The organism is Corynebacterium tuberculostearicum, assembly GCF_046097465.1.
GTDB classification, from domain to species: Bacteria; Actinomycetota; Actinomycetes; order Mycobacteriales; family Mycobacteriaceae; genus Corynebacterium; species Corynebacterium tuberculostearicum_I.
In genome coordinates this window covers 2,443,642-2,467,763 of record NZ_CP175799.1, presented here as the reverse complement: position 1 = coordinate 2,467,763, position 24,122 = coordinate 2,443,642, and the positions used below count along the sequence as shown (strand labels likewise).

Here is a 24,122-nt window from a genome sequence, read left to right as displayed (position 1 = left end):
GCAAATTATTCGGACAAGCACGTTAATCTTGAGGTGGAAGGCACAGTTGGGGATTTATTTCCCCAATTTTCACACCCACCCTCAGGAGAATTACTAATGACCGCCACTATCCCAGGGCTCGTCGGAGAGCTGCCGACTAAAAACGAAAAGCTTATCGGCTGGATCAGCGAGAATGTTGAGCTTTTCCAGCCGGACCAGGTGGTCTTTGTAGACGGCTCCCAGGACGAGGCTGACCGTTTGGCCGCAGAGCTGGTGGAAAAGGGCACGCTTATCAAGCTGAATGAGGAAAAGCGTCCTAATTCCTACCTGGCTCGCTCCAATCCTTCCGACGTTGCCCGTGTGGAATCCCGCACCTTCATCTGTACCGAGAATGAAGAAGGCGCCGGCCCGACCAATAACTGGGCGCCGCCAGCTGCGATGAAGGAAGAGATGACGGAGGCATTCCGTGGTTCCATGAAGGGTCGCACCATGTACGTGGTTCCCTTCTGCATGGGCCCTATTAGCGATCCGGAACCAAAGCTGGGCGTGCAGCTGACTGACTCCGCTTATGTGGTGCTCTCCATGCGCATCATGACCCGTATGGGTGCGGAAGCCTTGGACAAGATTGGTACCGACGGCGATTTCGTCCACGCCCTGCACTCCGTGGGTGCTCCGCTGGAGCCGGGCCAGGAAGATGTGGCGTGGCCGTGCAATGACACCAAGTACATCACCCAGTTCCCGGAGACCAAGGAAATCTGGTCCTACGGTTCTGGCTACGGCGGCAACGCTATCCTGGCAAAGAAGTGCTACGCGCTGCGCATCGCTTCTGTCATGGCCAAGGAAGAGGGCTGGATGGCAGAGCACATGCTCATCCTGAAGCTCACCAACCCAGAGGGCAAGAAGTACCACGTTGCGGCAGCTTTCCCTTCGGCATGCGGCAAGACCAACCTGGCTATGATTACCCCGACCATTCCGGGCTGGAAGGCCGAGGTCGTCGGTGACGATATTGCCTGGCTGCACCTGCGCGAGGACGGCCTTTACGCAGTTAACCCGGAAAATGGCTTCTTCGGCGTGGCCCCTGGCACCAACTACGGTTCCAACCCGATTGCCATGCAGACCATGGAGCCGGGCAACACCATCTTCACCAACGTTGCGCTTACCGACGACGGCGATGTCTGGTGGGAGGAGATGTCCAAGGAGGCGCCGGAGCACCTCATCGACTGGACCGGTCAGGATTGGACTCCGTCCTCCTCCACTAAGGCTGCGCACCCGAACTCCCGTTACTGCGTGCCGATTTCCCAGTGCCCGAGCGCCGCTCCGGAGTACGACGACTGGCAGGGTGTGAAGATCGACGCCATCCTCTTCGGCGGCCGCCGCAAGACCACCGTTCCGCTGGTAACCCAGGCCTTTGACTGGAACCACGGCACCATGATCGGTGCCCTGCTGGCTTCCGGCCAGACCGCTGCAGCAGAGGGCAGCGTCGGCACCCTGCGCCACGATCCGATGGCTATGCTTCCGTTCATCGGCTACAACGCCGGTGACTACCTGCAGCACTGGATCGATATGGGTGAAAAGGGCGGCGACCGCATGCCGTCTATCTTCCTGGTTAACTGGTTCCGCCGTGGCGACGACGGCCGCTTCCTGTGGCCGGGCTTCGGCGAGAACTCCCGCGTGCTCAAGTGGATCATTGATCGCATTGAGGGCAACGTTGAGGCCGAGGAAACCGTCGTGGGCCACACCGCCCGTGCCGAGGATATCGACCTCGAGGGCATCGACTTCGATATCGAGGACGTTCGCGCCGCTCTTGCCGTCAACCCGAAGGACTGGGAAGGCGATATGCAAGATAACGCTAGCTACCTCAACTTCCTGGGCTCCCGCGTGCCGTCTGAGGTGTGGGACCAGTTCCACGCTCTGAAGGAGCGCGTCGAGAACGCTTCTTAAGCACTAGGCCTAGCTAGCCTCCAGCGACGTCGGCGTTGCTGGGGGCTACTTTTGTAACACCAACGTCAGGTTAGACACCGCGAACTCCCGCACCCCTGGCACGCGGGTGAGCCACCAAGCCCAGCTGGGATGGTAGCGGGGGAAGGCGAGTTTGAGTGCGCCGGTGCGCTGTGCCCAGGCAAGGCCGGCGGAGCAGGGGACGTCGAAAAGCGAGGTGCCAAAGACGTTCTTGGGTGGATGTCCGTGGCGGCGGGTATAGCGGTCGCGGGCAAACTCGCCGCCAATGTAGTGCTCCCACAGGCCGGTTTCGTGGCCGCCAAAGGGGCCGAGCCACACCGTGTAGCTCAAGATGGTGAGTCCGCCGGGGCGGGTTACGCGCAGCATCTCCTCGCCCATATCCCAGGGATTGGGGATGTGCTCGGCCACGTTGGAGGAATAGACCACGTCAAAGGAATTATCGGCAAAGGGCAGATTGGTGCCATCGCCACGCACGGAATTGCTCAAGTGGATGCCAGCCGCAGACATTTCGCCGGCATCCGGCTCCAATCCCACATAGCGGGCGCCGCGCCGGGCAAAGGCATCCGCAAAATAGCCCGGGCCACCGCCGACATCGAGCACCCGTGCCCCAGAAAGCGGCACGCCTAGGTCGCGGCCGAGGTTCTCCACCAGCGCGGCCGTATCTTCCGCGAGCCCGCCGTAGAAAATCTCCGGGCGCGTCTGCTCGAAGCGGAAGGAACGCAGCAGCTGAAAGGAGCGGCGCAGCGTGGCCATCTCACGGGTATGTCTCATAACCCACTAGGCTAATACCTCACAATGAAGATTCTTTTACTATGCTGGCGCGATTCCACCCACCCGCAGGGCGGTGGCTCGGAGCGCTACTTGGAGCGCGTGGGCGAGTACCTGGCGTCCCAGGGCCACGAGGTGGTCTTTCGCACCTCCAAGCACATGAATGCCGCCCACCGTGAGGTGCGCGACGGCGTGCGCTATAGCCGCGGCGGCGCCAAATTCGGCGTATATCCGCGTGCTTGGGCGGCGATTCTGGCCGGCCGCCTGGGGCTGGGAGATCTGCGCGGCGTGGATGCGGTAATCGATACCCAAAACGGCATCCCATTCTTCGCCCGCCTGGTGTCCGGTGCGCCGACGGTGCTGCTTACTCACCATTGCCACCGCGAACAGTGGCCGGTGGCAGGCCCTCTCCTGGGCCGGCTCGGTTGGTTCCTTGAGTCCCGGGTGGCCCCGCGCGTGTATCGCGGCGCTCCCTATGTCACCGTGTCTGAGGCCTCCCGCCAGGATTTAGAGGCGCTGGGCATTAAGGGCGCGCACATCATCGCCAATGGCCTGGACCCGGTTCCGGATCACGTTCCTTCCCTGGAACGAGAGGCCGAGGTGCACCTGGTGACGCTCTCGCGCCTTGTGCCACATAAGCAGATCGAGCATGCCATGGATACGGTGGCGCAGACCCCGGGCGCGGTCTTGGACGTCATCGGCTCCGGCTGGTGGGAGGCTAACCTGCGCGCCTATGCCGAGGAGCATGGCGTAAGCGATCGCGTGCGCTTTCGCGGCCAGGTGACCGAGGACTATAAGCACGCCCTGCTCGCCCGCGCCGATGCCTTGCTCATGCCCTCGCGCAAAGAGGGGTGGGGATTGGCAGTAATGGAGGCGGCCCAACATGGGGTGCCCACCGTTGGCTATACATTTGGCCTGCGTGACAGCGTTATCAACGGCAGGACCGGCATCCTGGTAGAGCGCGAAGAGGACTTCGTGGCGGCCACCAAGCAGCTGCTTGCCGACGCCCCTCTTCGCCGCACCCTCGGCTCCAACGCGCGGGATTTTGCCGCTAGCTTCTCGTGGAAGAAGACCGGCGAGCAGTTCGCGGAATTGCTGCAAGGGCTAGTAGCGGACACGCCATCCACAAAGCGGTAAGCGCCCACGGAACCTGCGGCCGGGGCGCGTTCGTTTCCGCGGCTATGGCACCGTCCACCACGACCACACCGACGCCGATCTCGGCCAGCCGGTTCATATCCTGCATTTCCCACGCCTGCAGCGCCGCCCGGTAGTGCGGCGAGGCTTGGTCCACCACCGTGCCGTCTACGCTTAATTCCCCCGATTCCACCATGGCCACCGCCTTGGAATAGGGGTCGACGGCCACGCCGCTGGGTACCTCCACGAGGTTGGCGCGCTCCGGGAAGAAGGCCACGCGGCCGTCAATCGCGCGCACCAGTTGCTCATCTATTCCCGTATCCCGCGGCGCGAGCACCGCGAGGCGTCCTGGAACGGGCAGCAGCTGCACGGCCGCAGCCACGGTGGCCAGTGTCGCAGGCAGATTCGGCAGCGCTCCTAGTGAGGCCACATAGAGCGGCAACGCCAACATGGTCAGTTTCCCGCTATCGCGCAGCAGCGCCGCCCCCGGTACGTGATCGATGGACCACACCAGAGCACCGGGAACCAGCCAGAAGAACATCGCCCCGCCGAGCCCCATCGCCGCGAGGACGCTTAACCGCGCGGGAACCCGCCACGCCCCGAGCAGGGCGATGACCGCCACGATGACGCCGCACACGGCGAATCCGATGGCCGCCTCCGCATTCCAGATACCGCCGAGCCGCAGCAGCGCGCCCGCGGTGCCGACGTAGTCTTCTGCCCGCGGGGCAAACGCGGCCACCGCCGCCGCGGTATCGCCGGGCGCGGCGGGATTGAACATGCCCGGAATGGCCCACGGCAAACACAAGACCACGCCGCCGAGGGCTACCCGCTTGCGGCAGGTCACCGCCGCGGTCACCACGGCAAAGAGACCACCCGTAGGGGTAAGCGATGCTCCCCACATGGCCAGCCACGCCACCCAGCTGCGTTGCTTTCCGGCCCACGCGATGACCGGCAGCAGCCACGCAGCGACCGCAAGCGACCACTGGCCCTGCAGGAGACGCTCGATGACGAAGGGATTGGCCACCGCCACTGCCATCGCGCTCACCGCGGCGACCGTAGAGCGCGCCCAGCGCGCCGCGGTGAGCGCGGAGGACGCGGCGGCGGCAAAAATGAGCACCCGTGCCGCCCACGCGCCGCCCACGAGAGCGAGGAAACCGTCTTGCGGTGCGTTGCGGGCGGGCAGACTGCCGCCACCAAAGGCAGAAGGGGAAAGGGCCGGATGGTCAAGCAACGCCATATCGCGCCACAAGAACTCGCCGGGCAAGGCAAAGGGCCAGCACACCGCGGCCACGAGGAGGGTGCCCCAGATAAGGAGTAAAAGACGCCTAGCCTTCACGGTGGCGGCGCATGTACATATAGGCGGCACAGAGCAATAGACCAACGCCGATGGCCTTGCCGGCCCATCCGACCACCATCAAGGCGCGAATGGTGCGAATGACCGGGCGCACCTCATTAAGGCGCTCCGCGCGGGTCTCATCGGACCAGCGCAGATCAGCGGCAAGGATGGAGCGGTCTTCTGTATCGTCATTCGCCACCATGGTGCCGGCCTGCTTTTCGTCCGCGGCGAAGAAGATCTTGATGTTCTCGCGCAGGTCCACCATGGTGCCGGTGGTGGGCTCGACGGAGATATCGCGGCCGATGGTGTAGAAGGGCTCTACCGTGACCCGGTCAGTGGCATCTAGGCCGAGGAGCTCGCGCGACTCGGCGTCGTAGAACCGCTTCGCCGATCCGGAGATACGGAAATCCTCGGCCGCTAGCTGCCTATCGCCGGTGCCGGTATCGACCTCGGCGGTAATGCTTTTGCGCATATCGGCCAAGGAAATGGGCTGGATATCGTGGTGGAAAGAATAGGTGGGGATACCGTCGAGCTTTTCCGTCGTGGTGAAGTCCACCGCCGTGGAGGATTGCGTCGCTAGATCGAAAAACGGATAGGAGCGCTGCTCGGTACCGGAGGGAAAGAAGTAGTTGATTCCATCGCGCTCGAAGTCGGTGCGGGCCATGCCGGTATCCAGCGCCGGTAGGACAAATCTCCATTTATCCTTTGGCGCGGCAACCGGGTAGGTGGACTCGCGGTTCAACACGGAATGCTCCGTGATTTGGGCAAGGGGAGTATCGCCGGCGAGCAGGCGAGAGAGCGAATCGGAGTTAGCGAGCGCATCATCTTCTGCCACCTCAGAGGTGGTGGTATTGCGCTCGATAGTGAGCAGGTCGTGGTGCAGGTAGCACCACATGGGGGCCTGCTTTTCCTGGCACTGCGGGTCCTTGCTATCGCCGGAGGCTTTGGCCCCGGCGATAAACTCGGGCGCTTCCATCCACACGCCAGCCGACGGCGCGGTGACGGTGTTGATGTTTTGGTCGAAGGCCAGCGGCCGGGTTTGGTTGTTATACAGAGGCGGCACCACGGTACCCAGCACCAAGAAAATGACTGCGGCAATGACAACCCACGCCAGTGGCGAGCGTGGCCAAAGGTAGCGTTTCATTGCAGTAGTATGTCCAATCAGTTTCAGGTCGATCCGGGGTTAGGAGCAAGCGTGCAGCCGCAGGCATCAGTGAAAAGCGTACCCCAGCATCTGCCGGAGCTGGACGGTCTACGCGCGGTCGCCTCCCTTGGAATCATTGTCACCCACGTGTCTTTTCAGACCGGAACCGGGTGGGGGTTTGCTGGGCGCTTCGATTTTTTCGTGGCCGTTTTCTTTGCTCTAAGTGCCTTCTTGCTGTGGCGCCGCCGTGGCTTGCACACCTTATCCGGCTACGCGCGCTCGCGCGTGGCGCGCCTTTTGCCGGCCTATTATGCCTGCGTGGTGGCGGTGATGCTCCTGCTTCCCGACGCCCACTCGCTCACCCTCACCCAACTGCTGAGCAACCTCACCTCTACCCAGATCTATGTGGTGGACGGGCTAGCGCCGGGGCTTACCCACCTGTGGTCGCTATGCGTGGAGTTCTTCTTCTACCTTGCCCTGCCTGTGTTGGTGTGGCTTCTTGGGGCGCTGCCGCGACGCTGGCGGGTAGCGGCCATCGCGCTGGGCGCCGTTGTTAGTTGGGCCTGGGGCTTCGTTCCCTTTGTGGCCGATTACGCCAAGGATCAGGTCAATTCGCAGATCTGGCCGCCGGCGTATGCTTCGTGGTTTGCCGTGGGAATGCTGGCCGCGGAATGCGAAGAAGCCGGTATTAGCTGGCGCGTGCAACGCGCGCTGCGGCCGCGCTGGGCGTGGTGGCTCGCGGCGGCGGTGGTGCTGTGGATTTCCAGCCGCGAGTGGTTCGGGCCGCAGGGGCTGGTGCATCCAGGACCGGGCGAGTTTTCCCGCCGCATCATTGCGGGAGCGGCCTTCGCCGCAGCCGTGGTGATACCGGTAGCGCTTGCTCCGCGGGACAAGTCCTGGCTGACCACTCCGCTCATGCAGGCACTGGGCGCGTGGTCCTATTCCATCTTCTTGTGGCATGTGGCCATTCTGGGACTGGCGTTTCCGCTTACCGGGGTGCCGCTGTTTAGCGGGAAGCCCCTGGACTTTTGGGTGATTCTGGCCGTAACGGTGGTGGCCACCGTGGTGGTCTCGGCCGCGAGCTATACGCTCATTGAGCGTCCCGGCCGGGATTTTCTCCTCGGTCGGAGGCGAAAAGACAGGCCACGCCCGCGGCACACAAGCAGCTAAGCAGGAGCGAATCGCCCGCATAGGATCCTGATGTCCACGGCGCGCGGGCAAGGATGGCCCCGGCCGCCGCCACGACACCAGGCGCGAGGTAGGCGCGCGGGATGGTGGTCCAGCGCAGCACTAACCAAGCGACAACGGCCGCCACCGCGGCCGGCCAGCCGGTGAGGGCCAGCGCGCCGAGTGCGACCACGGCCGAGGCAGCGCCGCCGCGTGGCGCGCGCCAAGTAGGTTGGGACGGGCGCCGCGTGGCCGCCAGGATGCACAGGCCGAGGGTGAGAAACCCCAAGGTGCCGCCGAAGAGGAGGGTGGCGCGGTAAACCGGTTGGGCGCTAAAGGTCATGCGGAAGTCACCGGAGCGGCCGGCCGGAATGACAAAAGCTTGGGTGGCTGCATCGATCTCGCGCGGGGTGAGCTCTTCCTCGCCTAGGTAGCCGCGCAGGCCCTTATTGAAGGCGCGACCGGTGACCAAGAGACGATCCTCATCAGTGGCTGCAATCGAGTACCCGGTGGGCTCGGAGGAACCCGCTGGTTGCCATCCCCTCTCGCGCAGGCTTACCCATGGCCCAGTGGTGCGCACGCGGTGCATGCCAGGGTTGAGGGTGAGGGAATCGCCGGGGGAGTAGCGGTGGGCGTCGATAAGCACGGGCTTGGTGGAATCTACCTTTACCCGCATGGGGCGCGGCGCCGTGAAGTCGCGGATGAGCACGCCGGTATCCTGCAGCATCTGTTGGAAGAAGAATTGGTGAACATCGGGGGAGGTGTCCGGCACGGTCACTACGCGCTCGACCGGCTGGTCTTCTACCCCTAACTCCGCGATGCCGGTGCGGTGGGACAAATCCACGCGAATGGCCTCGGTATCGCCGCCGGGAACGCGGATCTCCTGCGAGCGGAAAGGCTTGAGATCCACGTCCACCGCGGCACTGCCGGAGCGCACCGTAACCGTGGTGGCGCTGGTAGCCATGAGTTTTAGGCGCGGTTGGGTGAAATGACCGCGCAGCTCAATCCACCCGGAGTCATCACCCGGCGCGGGCCACCAGGCGGTGGAGTTTTCCCCGTCCACCGCGGCCGTGGCGGATTTCTCCGGCTGGGCGCCGCCAAAGGCCGTGGCATCGGCCGCCGAGGAGGATACCGCCACGGAACCGCCGTGGGTTTCCACCTGGGTAAGCGGCCCAGCGGAGGGATAATCGCGCAGACGGTTATTCACGTGGCTGGGATCGTCCGCGGCCAGGGGTGCGGAGATGGGGCCATCGAGGGTGCCGTAGTTGCGGTCCGTGAGCGCTGGGGTATCGGTGACGATTTCGGCGTCGCGATCGACGAGCTGGCGCGTGGTGGGGGTGGAGTGGGCGTCGAGAAGCGCCAATGCTTCCCCACCGCCGGCCACACGTACTGGCTCCGTCGGTCCTAAGGACATGCCGGCGTGGTTGAGCAAGATGACATCGACCTCGCCAAAGCGATGGACCTCGCCGCCAAACTTACTGGCCAGGGCCTCATCCTCCCCGGTGAAGAGATCGTGGCGCACCATGACCGCGCCGATGCCCAGGCGCTGCAGGGAGCGCACGCCGGTGGCTGGGTCCTCCTTGAGTGCGGCCATGACGCCGTCGAGCCCGCGGATGGCCTCTGGTGGCACGAGCGGAATGGCATCGCGCACGGCCCAGGGGACATCGAGCAGCGGCTGGGCCGGCTCGTCGCGCGTCCACCCCCAGGTCTGCCGGGCAAAGGACGCCTCTGGGTAGATAAGGGTGCGGGTATCGGCGGCATGGGTATTGATAAAGTCCGTGGCCTCGTGCCAATAGGAAGGCACCTCTTTATAGGCCCCCAACGGCAGCAAGCGCTGCGACCATGCCGGGGAGATGACCGCGATGCACAAGAGCAGCGTCAGTGCACCCACCGTTTGCCTCTTGGTGGGGCGCAAGCTCCTCGGTAGTGGAAGATGGGCGCAGGCGCGCGCCACGCCCAAAAGCAGGGGGATGCGCACCAGCGGATCGAATTTATGCAGGTTGCGCAGCGCGGCCAGCGGTCCATCGAGCGCATCGAGGTACCACGCCATCTGGCAGCCCAACACCGCGATGCCCACCACCAGCATGACGGACCACACACGCGGCAGCTTGCTGAGCCCGTAAATGCCCACGGCCGCAATGCCCATGGTGACCAGCACAAAGAAGGATTCGGTAGCCAGCGCATTGCCAGCCACGCGCTCGGTATCTACAAACGGCGTCCAACTCGTGGTTCCGCGCAGAATCTCTGGCAGGTTAAGCCAGCGCGTGGTCACGCGGGCGGATTCGATGAATTCCGTAAACGGCGGGGCATAGCGGCCAAGCACGATAAGGGGACCGATCCACCAGGCCGATACCGCCAGGCACCCTAAGAGCCAGGCCACGCCGGGTTTAAAGGCGCGGCGGTAGAGCAGGATTACTGCGGCCGGAGTACACGCCGCGATGGTCGCGGTGGCATTGACCGCACCCATAAGCGCCACGGGAATGGTGGCCGCGGCGGCATCACGCCACGTGAGCTTGGCATTGAGGAAGGGCAGGATAACCCAGGGAGCGAGCATAACCGGCCAGGTCTCAGAAGAAATGGCGGTCAGGGTAGAAAGTGCGCGAGGCGAGAGCGCGTAGAGCATCGCTGCTACCCAGACCCACCAGCCACGCAGGCCCACCTTGCAAGCGAGCTTATGGAAGCCGATGAAGCCGACGCTTAAAACCAGCAGCCACCACAGGCGCTGGGCCACCCAATCGGGCAGGGGCTGGGTTAAAACGAAGAAAGGTCCCTGGGGAAAAAGATAGCCATAGGCCTGATTTTGCAGCTGTCCCAGGGTAAAGGTATCCGTATAGGCGCTTAGCGCCCCGCGGAGAAAGCGCAGCGGATCGGCCGCCAGATCATGTTTGGTATCGGCGGCCGTCAACCCCCACGGCTGCACGAGAAGGATGAGCGCTAGGGCAAAGATCCCCAGCGGGTAGGGGCGGGCGAGCCGCCCGCGGAGGGTACGCACACCTAGTTGCGGGATCCGTACTCAGGGCCGCCCAAAACCGCATCGGAAGCAGAAACCGCATTGCCTTCCGGCACGGTATCGGTGCCGGAGAATTGTGCGATGCCGATGATGGTGATGACGCCGAGCGCGATGCCCACAACAGCGCTACCGATGGCAGGGCCAAGGGTGCGCTTGTTCAAAGAATCGGTTTCCAGAGCCATGGCTAAAGATACTAGCAGCTATTTAGAAGTATTCTGCCTCATCATCGTCCGCGTCATCCTCGTTTTCCTGCGGCACGATGAAGACGGGAAGGCCGGCATTGCGCACAATCTGGTCGGCGGTGGAGTTAGTCCACCAAGCGCGGAAGCCGGTCAGGGCGCGGGTACCGGTGACGATGACGTCCACGTCTAGCTCGTGCGCGGCATCAATGATGGCGGAGGAAATAGTGGTGGCGGATTCCACCAAGTGGGCGCGGCCAGCCAGGCCCAGGCTTTCGGCCAGCTCGATGCCCTGGCGGCAAATCTTGAGCGCCTCTTCATAGGCCGGATCCTCCTCGACGCCATCCGGGGAGACGGTGGACTGGTGTATTCCGGTGCGGCTGACGGCGCGGGCGGTTTGCCGGGCTACCGGCTCCCAGGCGGTGAGGATTTCCACCGTGGTGGGGCGCAGCAACTGGGCCGCGTACTCGAGGGCGCGGCCGGCTCGTTCGGTGCCATCGTAGGCAATTAGCATTGTCTCGCCGTTACTCATGTCACTAGTCTACCCACCGCTTGCGACAGAACGCGAGGAATATTGCACACTAGAAGGCATGAAAACTCCGCGCATCCTTGCCAGCCTCGCCCTCGTGACGGCCTTGGGCGCCTGCTCTACCTCCACCCAGGAGGACAATGAGAGCCACAACTCCACCACTCCGGCTGCGTCGAGCTCACCTGCCGCAACGCATGAAACGCACGAAGAGACCTCGGAGGAGGCCGCCCCGCAGCAGGATACCCGCGCCATGGCTGCCTCCGTCTTGATGCCGCCGGTCACCAACTACGACGATGCTAAGTCCAAGTTGGAGGCAGGAGTGGGCGGAATCTTTATCCCCAGCTGGGCGGATCCAAACCTGCTGCAGGAAGAAGGCCGCGATATTAATGCCCTGCGCCAGGAGGTGGGCCGCGACTTTGAAGTCTCCATCGATTTTGAAGGCGGGCGCGTGCAGCGGTTTTCCGACGTCCTCGGGGAGTACCCTTCCCCGCAACAGATGGCGGCCGAGCGTTCCCCACAAGAAGTGGAGCAGCTGGCTCACGAGATTGGCACCAGCCTCAAGGCACACGGCATCAACGTGGACTTTGCGCCGGTGCTCGACGTCGATGGCAACGGCCTAGAGGTGGTGGGCGATCGATCCTTTTCCACCGATCCGGTCCAAGCAGGCGAGTATGGCGCGGCCTTTGCACGCGGGCTGGATTCCGCTGGGGTCAAGGCCGTATTCAAGCATTTCCCGGGACACGGCCGCGCTTCTGGCGATACCCACCTGGCCGAGGCCGTTACCCCGCCGCTAGAAGAACTAGAAGGCCACGAGTTCATTCCTTTTAAAACCGCCCTCCCTCAAGCGTCCAATACCGCGCTCATGATGGGCCACCTCGCCGTGCCCGGCTTGGGCGATGGTCAGACTCCCGCTTCTATCCTGCCGGAGGCCTATGGCCTAGCCCGCGAGACTCTGCAGTACGACGGGCCCATCTATACCGATGACATCGGCGGCATGAAGGCGATTGCAGATTCGCTCCCGCTTGCCGACGCCGTCGTGGCCTCCCTCAATGCCGGAGCCGACATGCCCCTTTGGTCTACCGAAGGCGACATTAATGCGGTGATTGACGCCGTTGTTGGCGCCGTCGACCAGGGCCGCCTGCCACTCGAACGCCTTGCGGACGCCGCTCGACATGTCAGCGCTCCGCCGGCTGGCGCTGTACCCGAGCCCGCACAGGACTAGGAAAAACGCCACTAAAACCGTTAACCTTTAAGGCGTGAAAAAGGCAGAAGGAAAAAACGGTGTTAAAGGCTGGCTCATCGCGCTCGGCGTATTGGTCGGCCTTGTCCTGATCGCGGGCATTGCTTATGCCTGGGATGTCGCGGCTAACCAGGACAAGATTCCGCGCGCCGTTTCCGTCAACGGCGTGGATATTTCCGCCATGGATCGCACCGCCGCCGTGGAGAAGCTCGAAGACGAGCTTGCGGGTGTAGAAACCAAGCCCGTGAGCGTTACCTCCGGCGACCTCCACACGGAACTCGTCCCTTCCGAGTCCGGCCTTGCGCTGGATAACCAGCGCGCCGTAGACAATATTGAAGAGCCTTCCCTCAATCCTTTTACCCGCCTGTATAGCTTCTTCCGCTCCACCCGGGATATTCCGGTGGAGACCAACGTGGATGAGACACAGCTGCAACCGGCTCTGGACCGCGTGAAGAAGGATCTCTCCACCGATCCAGTCGATGGCATGTTGGAGCTCAACAATGGTGAGCTCAAGGTCACCGACCCCAAGCTCGGCCAAACCGTGGATGCCGGCACCCTGCACAATGCGGTTACGGATAATTGGCTCGATTCCGAGGGTGTAAACGTGGACCCAGAAGAAGTAGAGCCAGCCATCAATGATGAGGCTATCGAGGCCATGCGCACCGGTGACGCCGCCAAGGCGCTGGATAATCCCATTACCTTGAAGGCCAAGAATAATGTCAGCGCTACCCTGAATAAACCGGAAATCTCCCAGTTCACCAGCATTGAAAAGAAGGACGGCAAGCTTAAGATCGCCGTGGATACCAACCGCGCGCAAGAGCTGCTGGCCGAGCGCTCTGAGGGCGCCGATGTCCCCGGCGTAAATGCCAAGATTTCCTTCAAAGGTAACGACAAGCAGATCACCCCGTCCGAAGATGGCGAGATCATCGACTGGGAGCCGACCATGAAGGATTTTGACAAGCGCGTGACCGGCGATGACCGCGAGTGGGATGCTACCTATAAGCCGGATCCAGCTGAGTTCACCACCGACGATGCCAAGAAGGCGACCTTTAATGACACCGTGGGCGAGTTCACCACCGAGGGCTACTCCGCAGCTTCCGGCAAGAATATCGAGCTGGTAGCCCAACAAGTCAACGGCGCGGTGGTCAACCCGGGCGAGACCTTCTCCCTCAACGGCCACACGGGCCCGCGCGGCACGGCGCAAGGCTACGTTGAGTCCGGCATCATTATTGATGGCCACTCCGGCTCCGCCGTGGGCGGTGGCATCTCCCAGTTCGCCACCACCTTGTACAACGCTGCCTACTTTGCGGGCATGGAAGACACCGCCCACACCCCGCACTCGTACTACATTTCGCGCTACCCTGCCGGCCGCGAAGCCACCGTGTACGAGGGCGCCATCGACCTGCAGTTCACCAATACCTTCAATACCCCGGTCCGCATTGAGACCGACTTTGGGGGCGGCAAGATTACCGTGCGTTTGAAGGGCACGAAGACGGTCGACGTCGAGTCTGTGAACAATGGCCGCTGGGCTAAGACCGACCCACAACCGATGTCCGTGCCCGGCAGCGACTGCTCGCCTTCCTCTGGTGCGCCAGGCTTTACGACGTCCGATACCCGCATCATCAAGGACCTCGGCGGCAAGGAGCTTTCCCGCGAGACCACCACCACGGTCTATGACCCGCAGCCCATCGTCCGCTGTGGCTAGTAGACTCGGCGCCATGAAAGAGCGAACCCTTACCACGCTCATATTCGGCAACGTGGTCATTGAATCCAACCTGCGCGGTGCAGAACTTCGCATCTACAGCGAAGACTGGCGCGCCTATCAGCTCCGGACTGACCTTGGAGTGACGTTCCGTGCCCCGCTGGATGAAATTCGCGGCGCCGTTCCTCAGCGTGATATGGCCGAGCTTGTGGAGAGATTCTTGAAGCCGGCCGCCGCAGAACTAGAGGCGCACTATCCAGGCGGGGTAGAGCAGGCGCAAAAGGAACTCGCCCAGTGGCTAAGCGCCACAGACTAGCACGTATTGTCCCCCGAAAATTGGAGCCGACGACGGGAATCGAACCCGCGCTAGCAGCTTGGGAAGCTGCAGTTCTACCATTAAACTACGTCGGCACTGCGCACTTGTGCGCTCCGGCCTACTATACACCGCGGCCTTCGGCATGAGTAGAATTGGGGCCGTGCTTCTTTCAGATCGTGATATCCGTGCCGCCATTGACGCCGAAGAATTGGGCATCGAGCCCTTCGACAGCGAACTTATCCAGCCCTCGTCCGTAGACGTGCGCCTAGATAAGTATTTCCGGGTCTTCAATAACTCGCGGTACACGCATATTGACCCCAAAGAGGAAATGCCGGATCTCACCACCTTGGTGGAGGTAGAAGAAGATCAGTCCTTCATCCTGCACCCAGGCGAGTTCGTGCTGGGCGCCACGCTGGAAAAATTCACCTTGCCGGCAGACTTGGCGGGTCGCTTGGAGGGCAAGTCTTCCCTCGGCCGCCTGGGACTGTTGACCCACTCCACCGCGGGCTTTATTGACCCAGGTTTTTCCGGCCACATCACGCTCGAGCTTTCTAATACCGCCAACCTGCCCATTGCCTTGTGGCCGGGCATGAAGGTGGGTCAGCTGGCTATCTTTAAGATGACTTCACCAGCGGAAAGCCCATATGGCACCGGTTCACTGGGCTCGAAGTACCAGGGCCAGCGCGGCCCGACGCCATCGAAGTCTTACCTGAATTTTCGATAGGCTTAAACCGGCATTCACATAGAGCCTCTACTATGGGGACTTATGCGTATGACTGTAATCGGCACCGGATATTTGGGTGCAACCCATGCTGCCTGCATGGCCGAGCTCGGCCATGAAGTATTAGGCGTGGACGTAGATGACAATAAAATTTCCGCTCTTAAATCGGGCAAGGTTCCGTTCTATGAACCGGGTCTGCCGGAGGTTCTCGAGCGCAATATCGAGGCCGGCCGCCTTGACTTCAGCACGGACTATGAAGAAGCAGCCGCGTTCGGCAACCTGCACTTTTTGGGCGTAGGTACTCCACAGCGTCGCGGTTCCTACGCGGCGGATATGACCTACGTGAAGGCCGTCATCACGGATCTGGTGCCCAAGCTCAAGGGTGATCACATCATCTTTGGTAAGTCCACCGTTCCGGTGGGAACGGCTGCGGAGCTCCAAGAGCTAGCCAATGAGCTTGCCCCAGAAGGCACCACCGTGGAAATCGCGTGGAACCCAGAGTTCCTGCGTGAGGGCTACGCTGTCAAGGACACCATCACCCCAGACCGCATTGTTCTCGGTGTGCGCGAGGGCGAAAGCCGTGCCGAAGAGGTAGCGCGCGAGGTTTATGCTCAGCCGCTATCGCAGGACACCCCATTCATCGTGACGGATTGGCAGACCGCCGAGCTGGTCAAGGTCTCCGCTAATGCGTTCCTGGCCACCAAGATTTCCTTTATCAACGCCGTTTCTGAGATCTGCGAGATTGCAGGCGCGGACGTTACCGCTCTTGCCGACGCCATTGGGCTCGACGAACGCATCGGCCGCAAGTTCCTGGGCGCTGGCCTCGGCTTTGGTGGCGGTTGCCTGCCCAAGGACATCCGCGCCTTCATGGCCCGTGCTGGCGAGCTTGGCGCCGACCAGGCGCTGACCTTCCTGCGTGAGGTGGATGCTATCAATATGCGCCGCCGTGACCGCGTGGTGGACCTTGCCAAGGAAGCCTTCAATGGCTCCCTGCTTGGCCACCGCGTGACCGTATTGGGCTGTGCGTTTAAGCCGAATTCCGATGACGTGCGCGATTCGCCTGCCCTTGCCGTTGCCGGTTCCCTGTCGCTGGCTGGCGCGGCAGTAACCGTCTATGACCCAGAAGGCATGGACAACGCGAAGAAGGTATTCCCCACCTTGGATTACGCCGCGGACACTGACGATGCCCTGCGTGAGGCTGAGCTAGTTATTCTGGCAACCGAGTGGAAGCAGTTCAAGGAATTGGATCCGCAGCAAGCGGGCCAGCTCGTGGACAATAAGCACATTATCGATGGCCGCAATGTGCTGCCTGTCGCAGACTGGCAACAGGCGGGCTGGAAGGTCGATGCCTTGGGGCGCACCCTCTAGGTCCGCTACATCTGAGATACAAAGGCTGAGCAGCGTGATTATTGCGCTGCTCAGCCTTCTGCATAAGGGCCCTAAGCTTGTGCGCGCTGTGGCACTGTGAAAGCTGCAATGGCTGTGGTGATGGGAACCGCGAGGGTCAATGCCATCGCACCTACTCCGGAACGCAGCAGCTCCGTTGCGACGAGATCGCTGCTTAAAATCTGGCCTGCGGGGCGCTCCGCTGCGGTGATCAGCATGAGCAGTGGCAAGGTCGCACCGGTATAGGTCAGAATTAGCGTATAAACCATTGAGGCAATATGGTCGCGGCCCACCTTCATTGCGGAGAGGAAAAGCTGTGCAGGGCGGGCATCAGGGTCCGCTCCGTGGAGTTCGGTAATGGTGGATGCTTGGGCCACGGCGGCGTCGGCAAGGCTGCCCAAGGCACCGACCACAAAACCGCATAAGAGCACGCCCACGATGGACACGTTGGGCATATAAAGAAGTAGCTTCAGGTTGTCCTCGGAACTGTAGCCTTGTAGCTGTGAACTATCGATAGCGGCCCACGCTAACGCTGCTGCAAGAATGAGAGCGATAAGGGAGCCGCCCACCGCCGATGCCGATTTCCAATTCAGGCCGTGGACAAGAGGAACGGCGAACAGGATGATGGCGGAACAGGCGACAAGGGCGGACCAGAGGGGGTTATGGGCGTCGATAAGAGCGGGGACGAGGAACGCAAAGATCACGCCGAGGCTGAGCGCCAAACCGATAAGGGCGCGCACGCCATGCCAGGCCGCAAAAGCGATAATGACGACGGCCACGATAACTGCCCACAGAGCTAGGTTTCCGGTGCGCTGATAATCAGCGAAAGCATAGGACACAGCACCGGAAGGGTCATTAGCCTTGGAAAGAACAATGTTGTCGCCCGGTTTAAGCTGCGGATCGCCGGCATTGCCGTAGGTGACCAATTGGGTCATGCGTCCTTCGTCCTCGCCGGAGGTGATGTTGACTAGGGCACGGTCGCACTGCACTTCCTCAGTCCCAGGAATAAGTGGCGGCGTATCGAAGGCCTGCCCAGTAAGTTCCGATTGGCAAGCCGAGTGGTCTGTCGTATCGACCGTGCCCTCCACCTGTGGGTGGTTGAGGGCATAGGTTTGCTGAAACTCAGTGGAGGTGTGCTCGGAAGCTGGACTCTGAGGCCACAGCAATGCCATGCCCGCAATGGTGGCAATAAGCGCTGTGACGAGCACACCGAGCAAAGTTAATCGCCATGGATGCTGAGTTATCGAAGCAGAGAGCCGACGCCATGAACTAGGGGTCGGCTGAGATTTAGGTCCCGCAGAATGTCTTCCCATGCACCATATTGTTATGGATTATCACTATCGTTAGCAACTGGTGGGAAACTACTGCTTGTAGCTCACTAGGAAGTTACCTAGGCGCTCAATGGCGTTTTCGATTTGGGATGCCCACGGCAGCGTCACCACGCGGAAGTGATCCGGGTTCGGCCAGTTGAAGCCAGTTCCCTGCACCATGAGGATCTTTTCCGCCTTCAAAATATCCAGCATGAGTTTGGCATCATCATGGATTTCATACACATTCGGATCCAAGCGCGGGAAGAGGTAGAGCGAGCCCATAGGCTTTACCGCGGAAACGCCGGGAATCTCGTTGAGCTTTTCATAGGCGATATTGCGCTGGCGCAAAAGACGCCCGCCGGTACCGGTGAGCTCGTAGATGGACTGTCGGCCGCCTAGCGCCACTTGGATAGCGTGCTGCGCCGGTACGTTCGGGCACAGGCGCGTTCCGGCCAGAAGCTCCAGTCCCTCGATGAAGCCACGGGCGTGGTGCTTAGGGCCGGTGAGCACCATCCAGCCGGCGCGGTAGCCACACACGCGGTAGGCCTTGGACAAGCCATTAAATGTGATGGTGAGCAGGTCTGGGGCCAGCGAAGCGATGGAGATGTGCTGCGCGCCGTCGTAAAGAATGCGGTCATAGATCTCATCGGCCAAGATGAGCAGGTTATGCTCGCGGGCGATATTGACGATCTTCTGCAAAACTTCGCGGGAGTAGACCGCACCCGTTGGGTTATTCGGGTTGATGACAACAATAGCCTTGGTCTTATCCGTAATTTTGGCTTCGATGTCCTCGATGGATGGATTCCAATCATCGTCCTCATCGCATAGGTAGTGCACTGGGGTGCCGCCTGCCAAGGAAGTAGCTGCGGTCCACAGCGGATAATCCGGCGCTGGGATGAGAACCTCATCGCCATTATTAAGCAGCGCCTGGGTGGTCATGCTGATGAGTTCGGAGACGCCATTGCCCAAGAAGACATCGTTGATATCAAAGGGTGGGAAATCTTCTAGCTCGTAGCGGGTAACGATGGATCGACGAGCAGGAATGATTCCCTTGGAGGTGGAATAGCCCTGGGAAGTAGGCAGGGCAGCGATCATATCGCGCATGATGACATCGGGAGCCTCGAATCCGAAGACGGCTGGGTTACCGGTGTTGAGTTTTAAGATGGTGTGCCCATCGAGCTCCATGCGTTCCGCTTCCGCAGAGACCTCGCCGCGGATGTCATACGCGACGCCCTTGAGTTTGTCGGACTGGTCAAAGATGCGGTGTTTCGGAGAAGTCATGGAATTATTGTGCCACGATTCACAGCGACACAAAATGCTTCAACACCGGCGATGACTATTTTTTATTCCACTCGCTGAACTTCCGCTTGGCCAGATCCATGGCTTGGCCGGTAATTTCGCCAGCTTGCATACGGCGCTCGGCCCACATCTTTTCTTCGATCATTTTTTGCTGCGCGCGCTCATGCGCCGTGAGAGCGCGAATCTCACGCAGCTGCTGCCGCTCAATCTGGCGTGCGGATGGTGCATGCCACGAGGAGGGGCCTACCTTGGCGATGTAGAGCATGATCCACAAAATTGGAATGAGGGCGGCTGCCGTGACGCCACCTAACAGTAGCCATGGGTTGCTCATGGTAGCGCTCAAGAAGATCAGCGTGGGGCTTGCTACTGCAAGCACCACAGAGCCGGAAAGGGCAGTCGCAAACTTCGGTTTCTTGCCTGCATTATGCGCACGGGTGACGTCTCCCCGGGAATAAATCTTGACCTCGTGGGAACCACGCGCCGGAATGTCTTGGAAGACGGGCACGAGGTCTTGGTGGGTGCTGGCGCGCATGACGTCGTCCGAGCGGTCCTCGAACTCCTCCATGGTTAACCGGCCTTCACCCACGGCGCGGGCGAGGTCATTGATGGCATCGTTGCGCTCGGAATCGGACAGGCGCAAAGTCCGATTGATGGGGGAAGAACCAAAGTTATTACTCACGTTTTCCAGTTTAGGAAAATTCTTCCCTTCCAGGGACGTGCTCTCAGCGAACGCAGCCTATAGGTCCTTGGATTCAGCGTCAGGGGTCTTCTCGTCCTTCTTTTCTTGCTGGTTTCCGCCCACCAGGCTGGCCAAGAAGGGGAAGATGGCGACGGTAAGCGCTCCACCGGAGACGAAGATCGAGGCATTCTCGGCCTCCATGATTCCGGAATTGACCGCCAGGGACGTTACCGCCACGATGATTGGCAGACCGGTGGCGGAATACAAACTTACTTGGAGGCGCTCGCGGAAGGTTTCAATATCAGATCCAGTATGCCCAACATTTTCACGCAAGAAGACGGGCAGGCCACGCGTCACCAAGATGAGAGCTGGAATGCCCAGTACCTTCCACGGATTATGAGCGATGGTATCCCAGCTGATGCTCATGCCAGAGACCACAAAGAAGACTGGAATAAGCATCGAATAAAACACCACATCGAGCCGGTGCTCTAGGCGGCGGTGGAATTCATCCGGGATGATGCGGTTCAAAATAATGCCAGCGGCAAAGGCGCCGAGCACGATATCGAGTTCAAAGACTGCCGTAACCGCCATGAGGATGGCCAGAATCAGGATGATAAGACGCAAGATCGTCTGGTTGGTGGAGCCCGCACCGGAGATAAAGGCGGTCTTCACCCAAGGGATGGCCGAGGCGATGGCCGCTGGCATGACGGCGACGGCAACGGCGATGATGATGAAGAATAACAAAATGATCATCGTCGTCAGCGTGGAACGAGTACCCAGCAACAGCGCCATGGCGGTAATGGGGGCGACCTCGCCAATAGCACCGTGAATCATCACGGAGTTGCCCACTTTGGTGCCCAGAATGCGGTCCTGTTTCAGCATCGGCGTGAGCGTGCCCAGCGCCGTTGATGTCAGCGCCAAGGCAACGACGATGGCACCGGGCACGTTATCCACCAAGAAGTAGGCGCCCACGCCACAGGCGAGGGCACAGATGATCCAGGTAGATAGTGCCGTCCCGGCTTCTTTGGTTTTAGGGTAGAGATTTGAATCTCAAAGCCCGCGAGGAGGAACAGCGCGCCCACGCCGAGCTCCTTGAGCATTTCGATGCCTTCATCCTCGGCCGCGAGGTCGAGGACGGAAGGGCCAATAATCATGCCGAAAATCAGCAAAAGGGCCACCGACGGCAGGCGGTAGCCCAACATATAAGAGACCAGCGGCGCGAGTAGAGCCGCGGCCATAATCCAGGCGAAAGAGACGAGGGAATTTGTATTTTCGGTCGCGCCTGCCGCCAGCAGCAGGGCATCGGTGGGGAGTCCCGCATTAAAATGCATGGACTACAGCGTACGCACCAATGCCCCTGCGCGCCTACTCAGATTCAGGTGGCTTTGGCACGCTTTCCGACGCCGGTGGTGCCGGAGCCGCCGGAGGTGCTGGCGGGGTTGGTGCGGCTGGCGGCTCAGCCTTTGGCGGCGTGGGCGCAGCAGGAGCCTGTGGAGGTTTCGGGGCTGCCGGCGGCGTTGGTGCTGCCGGAGCACTTGGAGGGGTAGGAGCGCTCGGTGCCGCGGGAGCGGTTGGAGCCGCCGGAGCTTGTGGTGCAGCTGGTGCGCTCGGCGCAGCAGGAGCTGCTGGTGCCTTTGGTGCAGGAGCTGCTGGAGCACTTGGCGGGGTCGGCGCGGCTGGTGCCGCCGGGGCCGCAGGCGTTGTGGGTGCGCTTGGCGGTGTTGGAGCTGCTGGTGCCTTGGGTGCAGGTGCTGCTGGAGCACTAGGTGGGGTGGGTGCGCTCGGTGCTGCGGGAGCAGCTGGTGCCGCCGGTGCTTGGGGAGCTTGTGGCGCGGCTGGTGCCTTGGGCGCTGGCGCTGCCGGAGCACTTGGCGGGGTGGGTGCACTCGGTGCTGCGGGAGTCTGCGGTGTAGCCGGCGCTGCAGGAGCGGAGGGGGCTGGTGCTGGTGCCGACGCGGCCGGGGTGTGGGTGGTGGAAGTGGGGGCGTCGGCAAGCGGGGCTTCGTTGGTACCCGCGGACTTTTTGTGGCGCACAGGGGTGGCCAGGAACGCCTTGGGGTGGGGCTCAGGGAGGGTTCCGGACTCGTCGAGGGAGATGGAATTGCGCAGCATTACCGCCACGTCATTGACCTTGGTGGTGGGGGTGGAATCCTGCGCCAAGGACTTCACGCCGCCGGTCATCATGACATTGCAGAAGGGGCAGCCAGTAGCGATTTCCTCGGCGCCGGTCTCTAGGGCCTGCTCGGTGCGGAAGTCATTGATGCGGGTGCCGAGCTTTTCCTCCATGAACATGCGGGCGCCGCCGGCGCCACAGCAGAAGGCCTCGTCGCGGCTTTTGTCCATCTCACGCAGCTCCACGCCGGTGGCCTCGAGTAGCTCGCGCGGAGGATCGAAGACCTTATTGTGGCGGCCGAGGAAGCAAGGATCGTGGTAGGTAATGGGCTTGCGATTCTCCGGTGTGCGCGGCACCGGCTTGAGCAAGCCCTCGCGGACCAGGCGGTTGAGCAGCTGGGTGTGGTGGAAGACGTCGAAGTGCCCGTCAAAGTCCGGGTACTCATTGCGGATGGTGTTAAAGCAGTGCGGGCAGGTGGTGATGATCTTGCGCTGGCCCTCCGGGACGCCGTCGAAGGCGTTGTTGAGGGTCTCTACGTTTTGCTGCGCCATCATCTGGAAAAGGAACTCGTTGCCAGCGCGGCGGGCAGGGTCACCCGTACAGGTCTCACCCGTGGAGAGCACGCCAAACTTCACACCAGCGGTGTGCAGCAGGTCTACAACGGCGCGGGTGGTGCGGCGGCCATCGTCATCATAAGCGCCAGCACAGCCCACCCAGAGCAGGTATTCCATATCGGAGAAATCGGCCTCGTCTTCACCGATGATGGGGACGTCGATGCCATCGGCCCGTGCCTCATCGATCCAGGCGCGGCGCTCAGAGTTATTCCGGCCCCACGGATTGCCCTTGTTTTCCATATTCTTAAACAGGCCGGTGAGCTCGGAAGGGAAGTCCGATTCCGCAAGCACCTTGAAGCGGCGCAGGTCCGCGATGTGGTCGATGTGCTCAATATCGGTTGGGCACTGATCCACGCAGGCACCGCAGTTGGTACAAGACCACAGCACGTCATCATCGATAACGCCGGCCATGGACAGTACATCTAGGCCCTCATGCGGGTTGTAGTTATCCAGTGCGCCCTGGCGCAGGTCCATCATGACCTTTTTGGGGCTCAGCGGCTTTTCGGTATTCCACGCCGGGCATAGTTCTTGGCAGCGGCCACACTCAGTACAGGAGGTGGAATCCAGCAACATCTTCCAACTACCCGGGGTGATGTCTTCTTCCAAGTCTGGAGTGGGCAGTTCTTGCAATGCCTTTTCACCGGTGGCGTTGCGCTGGAAGAAAATATTGAAAAAGCTGGTGAAGCGGTGCCACATCACGCCCCACTGGAAATTGCGGGAGATGAAGACGATAAACAGCATGCCGGATAGCAGCTTGAACAGGGCGAAAAAGCTCACCAACGCCGGGGATTCGGGGAAGAGCTTGGCCAAGTGGATGCTCAAGAAATCCGCCCAGGCGGAGCCGCCGCCGTAGGTGGCGATCTTGGTGGATTTCACCAGGATCATGCCGAGTCCCTCAGAAAAGACAATGAACTCTACCCAGCGCGCCGAGGCGGTCTGGGAGTTGAAGAAGCGGCTGCCGCGATCGGTATCGCCAAGCTTGAGACGCACGCCGATGAGGAAGCCGATGCCTAGGACCGTCGCGATGCCCAAGACTTCCTCAACGAAGTGGTAGACCGGCCAGTGGCTGAGCCACGGCCAGCCCTTATTCGGCGCGAAGGTTTGGATATAGGCCTCGAACCACACCAGGATGCCGAAAAGGAATCCCACCATCACCAGCCAGTGGGCGGCATTGACCAGAGGTTTGCCCTTGAAGTGGGAATGACCAAAGACTTCCGCAATAACGCGCCATAAACGCTTGCCTAGGCTATCGGTGCGCTTGAGCTGGGTGGGTCCGCCGGAGCGGATGAACTTAAAGAGGGCCCATACGCGGGTGAAAAAGTACAGCCACACCGGAATCGATGCGGCTATAGCGATCCAACCGAACACGGTGGTCATGCGTGCTCCTTTAATACTGATGCTCCACGTTGTTATCTACCTTAAAGCCTAGGGGTGGAAATCAGAGAGTCTGCATTCAGTGCGGTATCACGGCGGGGTGGGCTGTACACTGTCAAGATGAGAAACTCGGCCGCCATATTCTGCTAAACGTGCTGTGCAC

18 protein-coding genes, 1 tRNA gene and 1 pseudogene are annotated in these 24,122 nt (G+C 61.3%); 8 read left to right on the top strand and 12 right to left on the bottom strand.

Annotated elements, in window-relative coordinates:
• Positions 1-96: 96 nt before the first annotated feature.
• Entirely contained in the window at positions 97-1,920 is a 1,824-nt protein-coding gene (locus ACKFRX_RS11550) for a phosphoenolpyruvate carboxykinase (GTP) (protein ID WP_179387083.1), read from the top strand.
• 45 nt (positions 1,921-1,965) lie between these two features.
• On the opposite strand, the gene ACKFRX_RS11545 is transcribed toward ACKFRX_RS11550, so the two are convergent.
• Positions 1,966-2,709, bottom strand: a complete 744-nt coding sequence (locus ACKFRX_RS11545) for a class I SAM-dependent methyltransferase (protein ID WP_408927419.1) — start codon at positions 2,707-2,709, stop codon at positions 1,966-1,968.
• Between the two features lie 24 nt (positions 2,710-2,733).
• On the opposite strand from ACKFRX_RS11545, the gene ACKFRX_RS11540 reads away from it, so the two are divergent.
• On the top strand, positions 2,734-3,843 hold the full coding sequence (locus tag ACKFRX_RS11540; protein ID WP_408927912.1) for a glycosyltransferase family 4 protein: 1,110 nt from the start codon (positions 2,734-2,736) through the stop codon (positions 3,841-3,843).
• Here the strand turns inward: ACKFRX_RS11540 and ACKFRX_RS11535 are convergent.
• Positions 3,758-5,176 carry a hypothetical protein gene (locus ACKFRX_RS11535; RefSeq protein WP_408927911.1) on the bottom strand — a complete coding sequence of 473 codons (1,419 nt, stop codon included), beginning with the start codon at positions 5,174-5,176 and terminating at the stop codon, positions 3,758-3,760. The genes ACKFRX_RS11540 and ACKFRX_RS11535 overlap by 86 nt on opposite strands.
• Positions 5,166-6,320: a DUF3068 domain-containing protein gene (locus ACKFRX_RS11530; RefSeq protein WP_408927910.1), complete on the bottom strand. Its 1,155-nt coding sequence runs from the start codon at positions 6,318-6,320 to the stop codon at positions 5,166-5,168. Before ACKFRX_RS11530 ends, ACKFRX_RS11535 begins: the two co-directional genes overlap by 11 nt.
• A 9-nt stretch (positions 6,321-6,329) precedes the next feature.
• Here ACKFRX_RS11530 and ACKFRX_RS11525 point away from each other — a divergent pair, with 9 nt between their 5' ends.
• Positions 6,330-7,490: an acyltransferase family protein gene (locus ACKFRX_RS11525; RefSeq protein WP_408927909.1), complete on the top strand. Its 1,161-nt coding sequence runs from the start codon at positions 6,330-6,332 to the stop codon at positions 7,488-7,490.
• Here ACKFRX_RS11525 and ACKFRX_RS11520 read toward each other — a convergent pair.
• From ACKFRX_RS11520 to ACKFRX_RS11510, 3 genes are read right to left on the bottom strand one after another with little or no spacing between them, the layout of a single operon-like run.
• The gene (locus tag ACKFRX_RS11520) at positions 7,411-10,479 is read right to left on the bottom strand and encodes an alpha-(1->3)-arabinofuranosyltransferase family protein (protein ID WP_408927908.1); all 3,069 of its coding nucleotides are present in this window, start codon (positions 10,477-10,479) and stop codon (positions 7,411-7,413) included. The two genes, ACKFRX_RS11525 and ACKFRX_RS11520, sit on opposite strands and share 80 nt — an antisense overlap.
• Positions 10,480-10,481: 2 nt before the next feature.
• Complete coding sequence (locus ACKFRX_RS11515) at positions 10,482-10,679, bottom strand: DUF2613 domain-containing protein (protein ID WP_005325448.1); 198 nt, start codon at positions 10,677-10,679, stop codon at positions 10,482-10,484.
• Between the two features lie 22 nt (positions 10,680-10,701).
• The gene (locus tag ACKFRX_RS11510) at positions 10,702-11,208 is read right to left on the bottom strand and encodes a universal stress protein (protein ID WP_005329423.1); all 507 of its coding nucleotides are present in this window, start codon (positions 11,206-11,208) and stop codon (positions 10,702-10,704) included.
• A 58-nt stretch (positions 11,209-11,266) separates the two neighbouring features.
• On the opposite strand from ACKFRX_RS11510, the gene ACKFRX_RS11505 reads away from it, so the two are divergent.
• From ACKFRX_RS11505 to ACKFRX_RS11495, 3 genes are read left to right on the top strand one after another with little or no spacing between them, the layout of a single operon-like run.
• Positions 11,267-12,427: a glycoside hydrolase family 3 N-terminal domain-containing protein gene (locus ACKFRX_RS11505; protein WP_408927907.1), complete on the top strand. Its 1,161-nt coding sequence runs from the start codon at positions 11,267-11,269 to the stop codon at positions 12,425-12,427.
• A 34-nt stretch (positions 12,428-12,461) separates the two neighbouring features.
• Positions 12,462-14,150, top strand: a complete 1,689-nt coding sequence (locus ACKFRX_RS11500) for a VanW family protein (RefSeq protein ID WP_408927906.1) — start codon at positions 12,462-12,464, stop codon at positions 14,148-14,150.
• Positions 14,151-14,163: 13 nt separating this feature from the next.
• Entirely contained in the window at positions 14,164-14,463 is a 300-nt protein-coding gene (locus ACKFRX_RS11495; RefSeq protein ID WP_408927905.1) for a hypothetical protein, read from the top strand.
• A gap of 21 nt (positions 14,464-14,484) precedes the next feature.
• On the opposite strand, the gene ACKFRX_RS11490 is transcribed toward ACKFRX_RS11495, so the two are convergent.
• Positions 14,485-14,558: transfer RNA gene (locus ACKFRX_RS11490), tRNA-Gly, on the bottom strand.
• A 65-nt stretch (positions 14,559-14,623) separates the two neighbouring features.
• Here ACKFRX_RS11490 and dcd point away from each other — a divergent pair.
• Positions 14,624-15,187, top strand: a complete 564-nt coding sequence (gene dcd, locus ACKFRX_RS11485) for a dCTP deaminase (RefSeq protein WP_005329405.1) — start codon at positions 14,624-14,626, stop codon at positions 15,185-15,187.
• A gap of 42 nt (positions 15,188-15,229) precedes the next feature.
• Complete coding sequence (locus ACKFRX_RS11480) at positions 15,230-16,552, top strand: UDP-glucose/GDP-mannose dehydrogenase family protein (protein WP_250410454.1); 1,323 nt, start codon at positions 15,230-15,232, stop codon at positions 16,550-16,552.
• 71 nt (positions 16,553-16,623) lie between these two features.
• Here ACKFRX_RS11480 and ACKFRX_RS11475 read toward each other — a convergent pair whose 3' ends face one another.
• The 5 genes and pseudogenes from ACKFRX_RS11475 to ACKFRX_RS11455 all read right to left on the bottom strand — a co-directional run bounded on the left by ACKFRX_RS11475 (position 16,624) and on the right by ACKFRX_RS11455 (position 23,962).
• The gene (locus ACKFRX_RS11475; RefSeq protein ID WP_408927904.1) at positions 16,624-17,787 is read right to left on the bottom strand and encodes a YibE/F family protein; all 1,164 of its coding nucleotides are present in this window, start codon (positions 17,785-17,787) and stop codon (positions 16,624-16,626) included.
• A 144-nt stretch (positions 17,788-17,931) separates the two neighbouring features.
• Positions 17,932-19,161 carry a pyridoxal phosphate-dependent aminotransferase gene (locus ACKFRX_RS11470; protein WP_408921800.1) on the bottom strand — a complete coding sequence of 410 codons (1,230 nt, stop codon included), beginning with the start codon at positions 19,159-19,161 and terminating at the stop codon, positions 17,932-17,934.
• Between the two features lie 55 nt (positions 19,162-19,216).
• On the bottom strand, positions 19,217-19,819 hold the full coding sequence (locus ACKFRX_RS11465) for a DUF1707 domain-containing protein (RefSeq protein WP_394372003.1): 603 nt from the start codon (positions 19,817-19,819) through the stop codon (positions 19,217-19,219).
• Positions 19,820-19,915: 96 nt separating this feature from the next.
• Positions 19,916-21,189 (bottom strand): annotated as a pseudogene (locus tag ACKFRX_RS11460) (cation:proton antiporter).
• A 34-nt stretch (positions 21,190-21,223) separates the two neighbouring features.
• Entirely contained in the window at positions 21,224-23,962 is a 2,739-nt protein-coding gene (locus ACKFRX_RS11455) for a (Fe-S)-binding protein (RefSeq protein WP_408927903.1), read from the bottom strand.
• Positions 23,963-24,122: the final 160 nt, after the last annotated feature.